This window comes from Stenotrophomonas sp. YJH_SMC_36, from assembly GCF_059369935.1.
Map to the genome: position 1 here is coordinate 155,069 of NZ_JCAFTD010000009.1, position 14,072 is coordinate 169,140.

The 14,072-nt window shown below is 68.9% G+C and carries 9 protein-coding genes; all 9 read right to left on the reverse strand.

All coding sequences use genetic code 11. From position 1 onward, the window contains the following. Positions 1–16: 16 nt before the first annotated feature. Genes bcsZ through AC5P76_RS17385 form a run of 9 tightly spaced genes read right to left on the reverse strand, consistent with a single transcriptional unit; the run spans position 17 to position 13,987 of the window. Positions 17–1,153 (reverse strand): cellulose synthase complex periplasmic endoglucanase BcsZ, encoded by a 1,137-nt coding sequence (bcsZ, locus tag AC5P76_RS17345; protein WP_111186320.1) that lies wholly within the window; start codon positions 1,151–1,153, stop codon positions 17–19. Beyond that, a complete protein-coding gene (gene bcsC, locus AC5P76_RS17350; RefSeq protein WP_253119427.1) occupies positions 1,137–4,718 on the reverse strand; it encodes a cellulose synthase complex outer membrane protein BcsC in 3,582 nt (1,193 codons plus the stop codon). Before bcsC ends, bcsZ begins: the two co-directional genes overlap by 17 nt. Then, positions 4,715–7,090, reverse strand: coding sequence for a cellulose biosynthesis cyclic di-GMP-binding regulatory protein BcsB (gene bcsB, locus AC5P76_RS17355; RefSeq protein WP_180876950.1), 2,376 nt, complete (start codon positions 7,088–7,090; stop codon positions 4,715–4,717). Before bcsB ends, bcsC begins: the two co-directional genes overlap by 4 nt. Then, the gene (gene bcsA, locus AC5P76_RS17360) at positions 7,087–9,714 is read right to left on the reverse strand and encodes a UDP-forming cellulose synthase catalytic subunit (RefSeq protein WP_053518886.1); all 2,628 of its coding nucleotides are present in this window, start codon (positions 9,712–9,714) and stop codon (positions 7,087–7,089) included. The genes bcsB and bcsA overlap by 4 nt, the downstream gene beginning before the upstream one ends. Beyond that, the gene (bcsQ, locus tag AC5P76_RS17365; RefSeq protein ID WP_053518884.1) at positions 9,711–10,466 is read right to left on the reverse strand and encodes a cellulose biosynthesis protein BcsQ; all 756 of its coding nucleotides are present in this window, start codon (positions 10,464–10,466) and stop codon (positions 9,711–9,713) included. The genes bcsA and bcsQ overlap by 4 nt, the downstream gene beginning before the upstream one ends. Further along, positions 10,463–10,639 (reverse strand): cellulose biosynthesis protein BcsR, encoded by a 177-nt coding sequence (gene bcsR / locus AC5P76_RS17370; RefSeq protein WP_080375313.1) that lies wholly within the window; start codon positions 10,637–10,639, stop codon positions 10,463–10,465. The genes bcsQ and bcsR overlap by 4 nt, the downstream gene beginning before the upstream one ends. Beyond that, entirely contained in the window at positions 10,639–12,276 is a 1,638-nt protein-coding gene (bcsG, locus tag AC5P76_RS17375; protein ID WP_253119430.1) for a cellulose biosynthesis protein BcsG, read from the reverse strand. The genes bcsR and bcsG overlap by 1 nt, the downstream gene beginning before the upstream one ends. Then, positions 12,273–12,452 carry a cellulose biosynthesis protein BcsF gene (bcsF, locus tag AC5P76_RS17380; protein ID WP_111186324.1) on the reverse strand — a complete coding sequence of 60 codons (180 nt, stop codon included), beginning with the start codon at positions 12,450–12,452 and terminating at the stop codon, positions 12,273–12,275. The genes bcsG and bcsF overlap by 4 nt, the downstream gene beginning before the upstream one ends. Next, the gene (locus AC5P76_RS17385) at positions 12,449–13,987 is read right to left on the reverse strand and encodes a BcsE family c-di-GMP-binding protein (RefSeq protein ID WP_065175833.1); all 1,539 of its coding nucleotides are present in this window, start codon (positions 13,985–13,987) and stop codon (positions 12,449–12,451) included. Before AC5P76_RS17385 ends, bcsF begins: the two co-directional genes overlap by 4 nt. Positions 13,988–14,072 lie beyond the last annotated feature (85 nt).

The following is a 14,072-nucleotide window of genomic DNA, read 5'->3' on the forward strand; positions in this document are numbered from 1 at the left end:
CGGGCTGGTGGTGTACTCATCGCCATGCCGGTCGCAGCTGGCCATCCACGCCGAAACGCCAGCGGCCCTCGGCCCAGCCCCGGCCGAACAGGGCCAGCATCTGCGAATAGTAGGCCGGTGCCTCGGCACGCTGCTGTTCCGGGCTGGGCAGGCTGGCCAGCAGCGACTTCGCCAGCCCCTGCTCGCGCTGTGCCAGCACACAGGGCAGTACAGCCGCGCGGAAACCATAGTTGCCTTCGCCCTGCCCCTGCCCGCTGCGGGTATCGACCTTTTCCCAGAGTGCCGCACCGCTGCGCAGGCGCTGCAGCGGACCGGACAACGCCGCCAGCTGCCGCCGGAACAACGGATCGCGCGGGGCCGTCATGCCTGCCCACGTGTAGCAGCGGATCGCATCGTAGCCGCCCACCGCTCCGTTCACCGGATCGACCACGAAGCGCCCCTGCTGCCACGCCGCCCAGTCCGGTGCATAGCCATGCGGGCTGGTCTGCTCCAGCAGCGTGGTCGCGTTGTCCGCCAGTTCCGCCCAGGGCCCACTGCGATCGGCCGCGGCAAAGCGCCGCAGCAGCGGCAGCGGCAGATAGCTGGGATTGACCCGGGTCGCATCGCCTTCGACGAATCCCTGCGGTCCCGGCAGCAGCATCGGGCCGAGACCGGGCAGCTGCACGACTTCCCTTTCCCGCACCTGCCCCAGCATGCCCCCGGCGATGGCCTGCAACGCAGGACGGTGCCAGAGCCGCCCCGCTTCGAGCAGGGCGTAGGCCAGCCACAGATCGGAATCGGACGCCGGATTGTCGTCCAGTACGCGCCAGCCGCCCTTGTCATCGCGGCCCCACAGCCAGGCCGGCAACCGCTGCCGCATATCGCCCCCGGCCAGGTTGTCCTGGGTCCAGCCCAGAACGCGATCAAACAGCGCCTGATCGTTGTCGACCAGCGCGAAGAACAACGCATACGACTGCCCTTCCGACGTACTGCGCTGGTCGTCCTGGCTGCGATCGATCATGCGTCCGTCGTTGCTGAGGCTGCTGTCCAGCAGCACCTGCCAGGCCGGCCAGCGCGGCGCTGCGAGCGCACGCCCTGCGCCCATGGCCAGCAACGGCAAGGCGGCCGTCGCCTGCAGCAGTCGGCGGCGTTGCGGGTCAGCGGAACTCGCCATAGGGCACCAGCGGCGACACGGGCAGCGGCAGGTTGCCCTGCCAGGGCTTGAAGGTATAGCGCAGATAGAGCTGGAATGTGTTCGGCGAGAAGTCACGGCTGCGCTGCAGGGTTCCCGCCGCGCCCAGGACGATGTGATCGCCCAGCCGCCGCTCCACGGCCGCGTAGAGCCGATAGCCGGTGCCGGTGCTGCGGCTGTCGCCGGTGTACAGGCCAGCCTCGTCCAGCGCGAGAGCACCGTACTGCGGCTCCAGCTGTGCCACCACGCGCTCGATCAGCGCCTGGTCCGGGAAGCGGCTGATCGACGCCGTACGCGCGCTGGAAACACTGACCGACCCATCCACCCGCAGCGACCACAGATCATTGCGCCAGGCAAAGCTGGCCGGCAGGCTCAACGAGGCATAGCGCTGCGGGCTGTAGTAGCCGCCCTGGCCCAGCGAGTAGCCGCCCAGATCCTTCTGGTAACGCCAATACATGGCCGTGGTGCCGACGTCCAGGCGCATGTCCGTACGCTGGATCAGCTTGTGGTACCAGCCGACCATCGCACGCGCACGCGTGTTGTCCGCGACGTTGTGACCGGTCAACCGGTGCCAGCTCCAGTTCGACCAGACACCATTGCGTCCGCCCTCATCGAAGCCCAGGCTGAAGGTGATGCCATTGGCGGTCACCCCACCCCAGGCAATGCCGCTGCGAGGATCGTAGGCACCGGCCTGTGACAGCAGGGAGTTGGTCATCGGCCGCCGCGACAGCGTCGCCCCCCAGCCGAGACGGCCCAGATCGCCATTGGCGGTGATGCCTCCCAGCCAGTTGCCGATCACATAGTGGGACGGCGTATGGCCAAGGTCGACATTCCAGCGATCGTCCAGCGTGCGCCAGCCGGCCGCGAACCCTGCGCCGGAACTGCGCCGCTGATGCACGAAGCGGGTACATCCCGGGGCCTGCAGCCGGGAGCCGTCGGCACGCAGCAGCGACAGGTCGCAGCTGCCGAAATCCTCGTCGTAAGTGTCGTCGGCGCCGGTGCGGAACCGCCCTGCGTCGAAGTGCACCTGTTCGATGCGCGCCCAGCCGAGCCCGCCTGCAAACGGCGCATCCAGATGCGCGATGCGGGTGTCGCGCCCGAGGCGGGAAATGCCGGGCGTTCCGTCGCTGCGACGACCGGTATCCTGCATCACCGTCAGCGTGGGATTTTCCTGCTGGTACAGCGTTCCCACGTCGCTGCGCAGGCTGCGCCGCAGCCAGTCGTCCCCCGCGGTCTCGCGGCTGGCCAGGGTCAGCGCGCGGTTGTCGCGCGGCTGTGCCTGCGTTGCGGCCAGCAGGCCGTTGTCGGCCATCGCCTGCGCGTACATGTCCAGCGCCTGCTGCGGATCCTCGCGGCGCACCAGTCGCGCTGCGTCGCGCCAGGACTGTGGATCCGGACCGTCCCTGCGGGCCAGCAGCGCGCGCAGGATCGCCAATGCCTTGGCGTCCTCGTGCAGGTCGGTCCAGATGCCGGCCAGCTGGCGCTGCTGGCCGAGCGCATCTTCGGCGACCACCGGCGGCGACAGCCGCATCTGCCGCCGCGCGTTGTCCAGATCGCCGGCACCGATCCAGGCCTGCACCTGGCCAAGCTGTGCATCGACGTTGTCCGGCTGCTCCGCAAGTACCCGCTGGTAATACTGCAGGGCCTGCGGGTGGTCGCCGCGCAGGCGCGCCCAGTCGGCCAGCAGCAGGTTGTTCTCGGCACTGGCCGGTTGCTGTTGCAGCAGGGCGATGGCTTCCGGCTCGCGTCCCTGCGCACGCAGCGACCAGAGATGATCGATGAGCTGCTGCCGGCGCAGCCGTGCGGACAGTGCGCGGATATCGTCATCCCATTCCGCCAGCGGCACCGCGTCCAGCACTGCCAGTGCCTGCGGCAGGCGATCGGTGCCGGACAGATACAACGCCTGCGCGTAGCGTGCTTCAGCGCTGTCATTGCGCGCCACCATGTCCGCGACCACCGCATCGGCCTCGGCAGGCCGACCCGCGGCCTGCAGCTCAACGGCCAGGGCACGGGCGAGCCACGCATCGGCGGGCAGCTCCACGCGCAGCTCATGCCCGAGCGCAAGGGCGGCCTCCGCATCGCCGGCCGCCAGGGCCTGCTCACGTCGTTCGCGCAGGCGACTGATCCGCAGCTGACGCAGATCCTCGGCGTACAACCGGCGCTGCGCGGCCGGCAACGCATCGATGAAGGTCTCCAGACGCTGCGGATCGGTCCTCCCATACAGCTGCACCAACCTGCGGATCACGTTGGCATCGTTCGGCGCCATCCGCCTCGCGGCCTGCAGCTGGCGTTCGGCCGAGGCGTCGTCGCCACGGGCCACGGCAACATCCACCTGCCCCAGCCGTGCGTTGACCTCGCGTGGCTGCTGCCGCCGCGCCTGCGCGTACAACGCATCCGCCTCGTCCAGCCGACCGGCACCGAGTGCGGCATCGGCCTGGTCCAGCAGCAGCCAGTAGCGCGTACTGGCAATGAGGTCGCGCCATTTGTCGCTGCTCTCGCCGACGGGCGTGGCCTGGATCGCGCGTTCGAACAGGCCGATCGCCGACGCGCGACGGCCCTGTCGCATCTGCGCCATGCCCAATCCGCCCAGGAAGGCGGCTTCGCGCGGATAGGCCCGCAACGCCTGCTGGAAGGCACGTTCGGCCTCGGCATCGCGCCCGCGTTCAAGCAGTTGCTGGCCACGCAGACCCGCCCGCCAGGCCGGATCACTGACCTGCCTGTGCTGCTCGGCATAGCGCTCGCGCACCAGGGCGATGTCATTGAAGGTTGGATTGCGGGTGATGAACTCCTGCAGGCGACGCACGCCGCGCTCATCGGCGGGCTGGTCCTGCAGGTACGCCCACTCGGCATCGGCAGCCAGCCCGCGGGCGTCGGGGTTGCGGCCCATGCGCCGCAGCGCGTCGAGCGCTTCATCGTCGCGACCGGCCGCGAACAGCAGCTGCGACAGCGTCTGCAGCAGCCCGGTGTTGCCTGGATACGCCTGGTCCAATGCGGTCAGCTCCCGGATCGCCAGCGCGCGGCCATCCGCCTGCGCGCCACGCAGACGCCAGTACTCCAGCCCCAGCTGCAACCCCGGAGGCGCGTCATTGAACAGGCGGCGGTAGATCGCCAGCGCATCGGCACTGCGGCCACCGGCTGCGAACAGGCGTGCCTGCTGCAGCTCCTGCTGCAGATCGCCCTGGTAGGCCTGCCAGAGGCGATCACCCGCAGCGAGTTCGCGACTGCCCGCACCGACCTGCCGCAATCGTTGCAGCGTCGCGGTCGCATCCTCCACCTTCTGCTGCGACAACTGCACCTCCAGGATCGCCAGCAGGGTGCCACGATCATCCGGTGCCAGCATGCGCAGCCGGGCCAACGCATCTTCGATCAGACTCTGGCGCCCGGTCGCCTCGCCGATGCGTACCTGCTGCAACAACCACTGCCGCTGCTCGGCCGCAGTACCGCCGGGCATTTGCGGCAGCGCCTGTGCCGCACATGCGCCGGTCCCGGCCAGACCCAGCAGCACCAGCCGGGACGCCATCAGCAGCGGCGGCGAGGTCCGGCTCATTCCTTGCCCGCATCCAGGCGCCGCGCGGCGACCCAGCGCAGTGCACGCCAGAGCAGGAAGGCGACCATCAGCACCACCAGCGTGGCCAGCACGGCCAGCAATGCCGGATGATCGGCCAGGTGGTACCACAGCAGCAGCCACCACGGCAGCGCGCCCACGTAGTAGTGTTCGCCCACGAACTGGCTGTTGATGCCGGAACTGCGCAGGATCGCCACCGATCCCGCAATGGCTTCGCGCTTGCCGGTGTCGCTGAGTGCATCATCGAGCAGCTGATAGTCGGCCGGATGGCTGGCCGCCAGCGAGACGATGCTGCGCTGTGCATGGCGGGGCGACTGCAGGCCGACGATGGCCGCGAAGGGCGCCTGTGCGGTGACCGCCACGCGGGTGACCGCAGGATCGCCCGCACGGCTGCCGCGACGGGCCTGCTGCACCGCCAGCTCCGGCGATGGCCACTGGCCGTTGAGCAGGCGCGTGCGTTGATCGTCGATCAGCAGTGACAGCTGCTGGCTGCCGCGCAGCTCATCCGGCAACGCGCCCAGAACCAGCAGGTCCGCATCCAGCGCACTGGCCTGTTTCCAGTCCGCGGACAGGCGCAACCCGTAGGCCGGGTACCCACTCTGCACGCCCAGGCCTCCGATCAGGTTGAGCAGCAGGCTGACCTGGGCCTCGCTGGCGGACGGCGGCACCAGCACCACGGTTTCAGACAGGTCCGCCATGCGTGTGAACGGGAAGCCGCTGAGCGCGAACGCGGACAGGTCCGGCAACCCCATGTAGTGATGGAAACCGGAGAAGTCGATGGTCGAATCCTCCTCGATGGCCGCCTGCAGGTTGGGCGGCAGCACGGTCTGGCAGTGGTCGCGCTGGGCACTGCCCATCACGCTGGCAAAGTTGAAGTCGAACCGCAGCTGGTTGCGGTCACCCAGCTTCAGCGCCGGAATCAACAGGCGGCCATCGTCGGCGCCGGCATCGCCAGCGAGCACAGGCAGGCGGATTTCCGCCACACCCTGCTTGCCGGTGCGGCGCACCAGCGGGAAGCTTGAAATGAACTGGTCGTTGATCGCCACGCCCAGCCGCGACTCATCACTGCCAAACGGCGGCGTGTAGCGGTAACGCAGGTTCAGTGGAATGCCCTGGTTGCGCCAGATGAACAGGTCCGGTGGCAGGTTGAGATTGACCGTGATCGGCTGCGGCGATACCCCGTTGGCATGCAGCTGCTGCGGATAGTCCAGCAGCTCGGCCAGGCGCACCGCGCGATCGGTACGCACCCAGTTCGGCGCGTCGTACGGCCTGCGTGGCGCCAACGGCTTCATTTCGTCGATCGCGACCTGGCGGCCGCGGAACAGGACATTGCCGGCCGCCATCGCCGAAACGGCCTTCTGCAGGTCATCGTCGTTGCGGCCCAGCACCAGCAGCAGCTTGCGCTGCGGATCCTCGGGCAGGGCCATCAGCTCGATCACCGGCCCCTGCACAGGCGCGTGGTTGGCGATCACCGGCGGGAAGCGGCCATTCACCGCCAGCACGACCGCGTGGCCCTGCTCGGGCAGGGTGCCGAAGCTCACCGGGAAACGGGCCTGCCGCCACCATCCCGCCAGGCTGCCGAAATAGGACGCCATGACCGCCGCAGCCCGCTGCTGCGCCAGCGTGGGCGCCGCTGCAAACACCACCGGCAGTTCCAGCCGCGCGGTGTCGCGCGGATCGAAGAAGGGCAGCGGGAAATTGGCCAGATCATCCTGCATGTCCAGCGGCTGGCCGCCCAGCCTCAGCGTGCTGTTGCTGGAGAGGTTGACCCACAGCGAGCTGTGCGTGGGTTCTTCGCAGATATCGGTGTAATGGCCTACGAATTCCAGGCGGACCTGGTTGAAATCAGCGATCAGGCGCGCGTCCAGCGGCAGCTTGGCCTGCACGGGGCGCCCCAGCTGGTCGTTGCTGATCGGTACCACGCCCATCATCGCGTCATTCAGATAGACCCGCAGGTGCGACAGCGTCGGCAACAGCGACGGCGAGGGTGTGAAGCTCAGATCCAGTTCCGCTTCGCGCGCGAGGCGATCGCGGCGCACCTGGAATTCGAACGTGGTGCTGTTGCGGACGCCGGACAGCAGCGTGTCCTGGCGGCGGCCAAGCTGTGCGAAGGTGCTGTGCCGTTGCCAGGGCCAAGCGCTGCCGGCCCAGGTATCGGGCAAGGCCGGTTCGCCGCGCGGCGCGGGCACCGATGCTGCTGTGGTCGGGGTCGGTACCGCAACCTGCGCGGCCGGGGCATCCGGCGTGGAACCGGTGGCAGGCGCCGGCACGGGTGCTGGAGCGCCATTGCCGGACACCACTGGCAGTACCAGCAACGGCAGCAGCAGCCAGCGCAGAGAGGTCGGGATGCTCATGGACGAAGCCCTGGGTCAGCGGCTGGGTCAGCCGGGTGGGAGGGAAGCGGACGTTGTGGTGCGAAACTGGCCAGCCAGCGCAGCAGGCGACCGCTCCAGTGCACGGGGCGGTCGAGATCGAACGGCGTGAAGTCGCCCATCCGCCGATAGCCTTTCCAGCCCAGCACCAGCACGCTCCACAGGCTGCGTGGCAGGCTCTTGGGCTGGTAACCGGCATGCCAGTCCAGCCACGCATCGGCGCGGGCGAATGTGCATTGGGCGAACTCCACGCGCTGGCGCTCGTTGTCGAACTGCAGCAGCAGGCCAAGGCGATGGCCGACGCTGCGCTGTACCCGAGCCGGGAAGGCGAACTCGCGCCGGCCACGCCCGAGCAGCAGGTGTACGCGCGTGCCTTCGGCCAGTTGCGGATCCAGTCCCAACTCCAGGCCGACGCCATCGTTGGAATAGTCCTGCAGCACGCCCCGCAGTCGACGCCCATCGGGTATCTGCAGCGCCATCGGCAGGCGCGTGGTGACCCGGTGGGTGCGCCGCACCTGCTGTACCTCCGCCGCCACCGCCAGCGCGCCGCCGATGATCAGCAGGTTGTACAGCACCCACAACGAACTCACGACCACCGTGCCGCGCTCATCGGCAGGCCCCTCGATGAAACGCCACACGGCGAAGCACAGCCCCAGCACGTTCAGCAGCGCCAGTACCAGGTAGGGGCGCGCCACCCGCCAGTCGAAGCGGTCACCCGCCTGCGTGCCGCCCTTGTCGGTGACATTGAACTTGCCACGGCCGGGACTGAACAGGGCCACGGTGGTCGGCCGCGCGATGTACCAGGCCAGCACGGTTTCATAGACCTCACCCCAGAACGGGCGGCGGTACCGGCCCTGGATGCGCGCGTTGGTCAGGCTGGCGTGGGCCATGTGTGGAACGACAAACAGCAGGATCGCCAGCGCGGGGGCGTAGATGATGTAGACATGCAGCAGGAGGAAGGCCAGCGGCGCGGTGAGGAACACCAGCCGCGGGATGCCCGCGAGGAAGTGCAGCATCGCGTTGGCGTAGCAGAAGCGCTGGAACAGGCTCAGGCCCTTGCCAAGCAGCGGATTGTCGATGCGGAAGATCTGCACCATGCCGCGCGCCCAGCGGATGCGCTGGTTGACATGCGCGCCCAGGCTGTCGGTGGCCAGGCCGGCCGCCTGCGGAATGCGAAGGTAGGCCGAGTTCCAGCCCTGGCGATGCAGGCGCAGGGCGGTATGCGCATCCTCGGTGACGGTCTCGGTGGCGAAGCCGCCGATGGCATCGATGGCCTCACGCCGCAGCACCGCGCAGGAACCACAGAAGAACGCGGCATTCCACAGGTCGTTGCCGTCCTGCACCAGCCCGTAGAACAGCTCGCCCTCGTTGGGATCACTGCGGAACACCTGCAGGTTGCGCTCGAAGGGATCGGCCGAGAAGAAATGGTGCGGCGTCTGCACCAGCGCCAGCTTCGGATCGCGCAGGAACCAACCACAGGTGATCTGCAGGAACGAGCGCACCGGCAAGTGATCGCTGTCGAAGATCGCCACCAGCTCACCGTCGATCAGGGTCAGGGCGTGGTTGAGGTTGCCGGCCTTGGCGTGCCGGTTGTCGCTGCGGGTGATGTAGTTGACGCCGGTCTGCTCGGCGAAGGCACGGAACGCCTCGCGCTTGCCGTCATCGAGAAGGTGGATGCGAAGTCTGTCGGCCGGCCAGTCCAGCCCCATGGCGGCATGGACGGTATGCCGCACCAGTGACAGGTCTTCGTTGTAGGTGGGAATCAGCACATCCACCGTGGGCCACTGCCGGATGTCGGCCGGCAAGGGCGCCGGACGCCGTCGCAGCGGCCAGGCAACCTGTACGTAGCCCAGCATCAGCACCAGCCAGGAATACGTCTCGGCCACCAGCAGCACCAGACCGCAGACCAGGTCGAAGGTGCTGCTCCAGTTCAGGGTGGCGGTATAGCGCCACCAGAGATAGCGGCAGGACACGGTGATCGACAGCACCACCAGTACCAGCGTCGCATAGCGGCCGGGCATGCGCCGTACCAGCAGCGCGATGACCCATAGCAGCAGCACGAACACGAACTGCGCCAGGTAGCTGAAGGGCTGGGTGATGCACAGTGCCGCCAGACCCAGCGTAGCCAGACCAGTGAGCGCGGTCAGCGCCTGACGCGCGCGGGGCGGCAGGTGCTCCAGGCGCTGTGCGAGCCACGCCGCGAGGCGACTGTTGCCGACATCGGCAGGTGCATCACGCATCGCCCGCAGGTAGCGCAGGCGACCGCGTCCTGCCGCTCCGCGCAGCTCGGCGATGCGCTGGCGCCGGGCCTGGGCCAGGCGCTGGCGGCGCAGCGAGGTATGCGGAACCAGGCGCACCAGCGACAGCCATGCGGCCTGGATCAGCAGCCGCAGTGGATCTCCGGGGCGCCAGCGGCGATCACCCTGCAACTGCGGGAACGCACGCCGCAGCCGCGGCGCCAGCGCCTGCCACGCAGGTCCTTCCAGCCTCAACAGCGCCCAGCCCAGGGCCTGCAGCGACCACAGCAGCGCGCACAGTGGCCATGCGGCGTACACGCGCTCACGCAGCCGGTTCCAGTGCAGATAGTGGATGCGTGCGCCCTTCATCGCCCGCTCTCCCGATCCTGCCGCCGCGCCGCCTCGGCCAGGCACCACAATGCCAGGCCGGCGACGTCGGCAGCCGCCAGCGCATCGGCCGCATGCTGCCCCAGCGGCTGCTTGCTGGCCAACGCGGCCGGCACCCGCGCATCTTCGTGCAGAGGCTGAGGCACCAGCATCGACGCGTGCGCATGCAGCCACAGCTGCATCAGATCGCGCTGCACCGGAACCGCCGGGTCATACCGGTTGGCCAGCAGACGGCGCGGATCGTCGTGCTGCCGCTGCAGGAAGACGTGGCTTGCCGGATCGACGCACGCCAGGCGCAACGGCAGCGTACAGCGCGCATATCGGTTGACCGCCGCCGCGTGTGCCGGCAGCCGCTGCGGCAGGTCGAACAGCAGCCAGTCGAACTGCGCCGACAGCACCGGCACACGATCATTCCAGGTATCGGGTGCCAGACTCAGCGCCTGCTCGATCTGCAGGGCTTCGGCCGCGCTGACACGGCCGTACGGCAGCACCGCCAGGCCCGGCGCGCAGGCGAAGGCCGCATCTCGCCAGTCGCGGCCGTCCAGCATCGCCCGCGCCCAGCCATCGGCCTCCCGTGCGGCCAACCCGACATGCAGGCCCAGCATCTGATCCGGACTGCACTCGACCAGCAGCACGCGCTGGCCCTGCGCATGCAGCGCCTGTCCCAGTGCGGCCAGCACCGTGGTGACGCCTGTGCCGCCGTGCACGCCCTGCAGGGACAGCAGTACGCTCATGGCTGCCGCTCCAGCTCGGCCAGCAACGGCCAGCGTGCCAGTGCCCGGGCACGTTCGTTCTGCGCCGAGAAGTCCACGTAGGGCAACCCGGGCATGCCCAGGCTGCGACGCAGCAGATCGATGTCGTCCTCCTCCACCGAAAGCGTACTGGCAACGGCCAGGATGTCGGCCATCAGCGTTTGTCCTCCGGGTACGGGTTCCAGGCCTTGCTTCCCTGCAGCTGCAGCCAGGGCTTGCCACCGTAATCGATGACCTTGGCGCCTTCGTTCTCCGACACCGAGGGCGTACGTGGCAGCCCCTGCAGCAGGCTGTCCCAGTCACGCGCTCCCGGCGGCGACTGCGCGTTCAGCGCATACACCCGCGACACCAGTTCGGAGAGGGCCAGATAGCTGCTGGGCTCGGGCACATGACGCGGCCCTCCGCTGGCCGGCGTGCCCATCCCGACCAGCTTGACGCCGACCGGCACATGGGTGATCGAGGGGCTGGGAATCTCCCGCATGCCGGGAATCTGCATGCGGTCGCCATGCAGCGCCGCGCCATGCTCGGGCACCACGACGATCATGGCGCGACGGCCACTGCGCTCCACCGCTTCGACGAAGCCTGCCATGTCACCCAGCACCATCTGCGCGCGGGCCTTGTAGTCAGCCGCGTTGGCACGACCGTCGGCGCCGACGATGCGGTTGCCGTCGTGCAGGGAGATCGTGTTGTAGAACAGCGCGACCTGCTGCGCCTGTTCGGCCTGGCGCTGCTTCCACCAGGCGTTCAGCACGTCACCATCGCGGCGCAGCGGCGACTTGTCGAACGCGACCAGCGCCCGGGGAAACGCGCTGATGTCCATCGGCCGTGCCTGCAACCCACCGTACTGGCTCAGTTCGCCGATGAAGTTGTCGAAGTGCCCATCGTGGTTCATCGCCAGCTCGCTCTGGAAACCCAGGCGCTGCAGGTTGGAGAACAACTGGCATTCGGCTGGCACCGGGTCGAACAATGCGGTGTGCGAGGTCTGTCCGCAGCTGGCGCGCAGCAGGCGGATCGCCGCCGGTCCGCTGTAGGCGGTGGCCGAGTTGAAATCGTCGAAGATCAGGTCCATGTGGTCCAGCAGCGTGTTCTGGCGCATGCCGACTTCGTCCAGATCACTCCATGCCAGCGAACAGATGTTGAGGATGATGACGTCGAACGGCGCAGCGCTGGCCGGCGCCGGGAACACCGTCTTCAGGCCCGACTGCTGCTGGTAGAAGGCCGCCAGCCAGGCATTGAGTGTCTCGTTGCTGGCCGGCGCAAGTGCACCGGCAGCGCCGGCAGCGGCGTCAGCACCGCCGGTCGCTGCGGTGGCCTGCGACGTTCTCCAGTTCAGGCCCGCCGGCAATGGCAGTGCCACCACCGCCATGCCCAGCATGCCCAGCACGCTCAGCGTCGTGATGCGCAGCCACGGTTTCAGCAGCAGGTAGGCAACCACCAGCAGCACCAGCACCGCGACCATCTGCCAGTTGATGAAGCGCTGCGCCAGCTCCAGCCAGTAGTCGGCGGAGAAATCGAGCACGCCCGGCTGTGCGAGAAGACGCTGGAAGGGCGGCCACCAGGTGTCCTGGTAGTAGAGCACCACGGCCACCGGCACGGCGACGACCGTGCGTGTGATGCGTGCCCATCGCCACGGCAGTGGCACCAGCAGGGCGGCCAGGAACAACAGGTTGGGCAGGACCTTGAGGTCCAGCGCGCCCATCCAGGCCAACACCACTTTGGACAGGAAGTACAGGTTCCAGCCGCGCAGGTCCGACCAGACGAACGGCGATGCGGGCGTCGGCTCTGCGCTCATTGCGGCCTCCGCGCATCGCGCACCCGCACGCCCGCCCGCCGCAGGTGCCGTGGGGGCAGCCATGACGCTGCGCGGCGACGCACCGCGCGCCACAGCGCGCCCAGCATCACGCCGAACGGAATCATCACCAGCGCACAGGCCGCGATCAGCGTCCACAGCTGCTGGTCGGTGGTCATGCGGAATCTCCCAACCGGAACGGGATGGGGGCGTTGAATGCGACCTCGTTGACCGGGGCCGCGGGTTGCGGCAACGGAACGGCAGGGGCGGGCAGCGTCTCGGATTCGGAGTCGCTGCCGCGGGCATTCATCGCTGCGATGTCGTACTCGGCCAGGCGCTGGTAGCCATCGAACAGCTCGCGCCAGGGCAGCCGGTACAGGTTGGAGAGCGCCTGTTCGACCGCATCGCGGCGGCAGCCGAACAGGAACAGGCGGACCTGGCCGCGGTACACGCAGGCCACATCCCCCTGCCTGCGGATGTTCAACTGCTGCAGGGTCTGTTCCGCGCGCAGCCCGGCCACCGGCTGCAGCGCCAGCACGGCGCTTTCCACCGCGCTGCCGTCCTGATCGATGCGTTCGCCGACGATCTGCCGGAAGCGGTCGGCCGCCACGATTCCATTCACTTCCGGTGGCCGGTGGGCACGGATCAACGGTTCGGGGTCGGCCGCCAGCTGCCCCTGCCAACGCTGCCGCTGCACCGTCTCCAGCAGCGTCAGCAGCCGCGGCAGCGGAGTCGCCGCCGGCACCACCATGTTGCCGCCGCACTGCAGCAGCAGGCGCTCGTCGGCGTAGCGCAGGCACGGTTGCACCTCGCGCACCACCAGCTTCAGCAGGTCGCCGCGCTCGCGGCGCAGCCGATGCAGCAGGCGTGCCAGTGTGTCCACCTGGTCGTTGCTGCGGATCGCCAGCACCACGGTGGCCTCGCGCGCCTGCAGCGCCGAAGGCAGCAGGTCCGCCCAGCCATCGTGGAGCCGCCAGGCGGGCGACAGCGGCGGAGCGCCTTCCAGCACGTCGGCCTCGGCCAGGTACAGATCACGATCGCCGCCGCTGGCCTCGACCGCAGAGAGCACGCTGTCCGCCTCTTCTGGCACGCGGCGCAACCCGCCTTCTGCCGCTTCGATCGCGAAGGCACGGCGGGCCACCACACCATGGGCGTTGGCCCAGTAATGCAGCAGCAGCTGCAGCGCACCGCGGTGCGGATGCAGCTGGGCGACGCCGGAACAGGTCCGGTTCAAGGCCAGCAGGCGCGGCGCCAGGGTGGCCACTTCACCGTGGCAAAGCAGCAGCAGCACCGTGCCGGCCTGCTCCGCCCAGGCTTGCAGCTGCCGGTTCCATGCCGCCAGCCGGGCATCGCTCCAGCCTTCCAGCGCCGCCAGCGGAAACTGCACCATGCACAGGCGGGTCGCGGCGGTGGCCGCGCGGGGAAGATCAACCGCCAGACCGCGCAGGGTCCGCTGCATGGCAGCGGCCGAGGAACGGAACAGACGCAACCGCGCCGGCCCCTCCCCCGGCGGCAGCTCGGCCAGCATCGCATCGGCGCCGCGCCCCAGCGTCGCCAGCACGGCGTCCTGCACGTCGCTGGCCGAACCCAGCACACCTGCGCCAACCAGGTCGGCCGGCGCGCTTCCGGCCGCGACGACCCAGTACAGCCCACCGCCGTGCATCTCGACGAACTCGGGCGGCAATCCGGCGATGGCAAGATGGGGCGCTGTCATGCCGGGTCCTTTCAGCGGACCTCAGCCGAGCCGACGCTGCGGCAGCGGAGGTGCTGTGTTGGGTGACTCGAATTTCATGACGCGC

Excerpts from the sequence above, each read along its gene's own strand:
- bcsC (WP_253119427.1), bottom strand. The coding sequence starts at position 4,718 with ATGAGCCGGACCTCGCCGCCGCTGCTGATGGCGTCCCGGCTGGTGCTG.
- bcsF (WP_111186324.1), bottom strand. The coding sequence starts at position 12,452 with ATGACCACCGACCAGCAGCTGTGGACGCTGATCGCGGCCTGTGCGCTG.
- bcsB (WP_180876950.1), bottom strand. The coding sequence starts at position 7,090 with ATGAGCATCCCGACCTCTCTGCGCTGGCTGCTGCTGCCGTTGCTGGTA.
- bcsA (WP_053518886.1), bottom strand. The coding sequence starts at position 9,714 with ATGAAGGGCGCACGCATCCACTATCTGCACTGGAACCGGCTGCGTGAG.
- bcsR (WP_080375313.1), bottom strand. The coding sequence starts at position 10,639 with ATGGCCGACATCCTGGCCGTTGCCAGTACGCTTTCGGTGGAGGAGGAC.
- bcsZ (WP_111186320.1), bottom strand. The coding sequence starts at position 1,153 with ATGGCGAGTTCCGCTGACCCGCAACGCCGCCGACTGCTGCAGGCGACG.
- bcsG (WP_253119430.1), bottom strand. The coding sequence starts at position 12,276 with ATGAGCGCAGAGCCGACGCCCGCATCGCCGTTCGTCTGGTCGGACCTG.
- bcsQ (WP_053518884.1), bottom strand. The coding sequence starts at position 10,466 with ATGAGCGTACTGCTGTCCCTGCAGGGCGTGCACGGCGGCACAGGCGTC.
- AC5P76_RS17385 (WP_065175833.1), bottom strand. The coding sequence starts at position 13,987 with ATGACAGCGCCCCATCTTGCCATCGCCGGATTGCCGCCCGAGTTCGTC.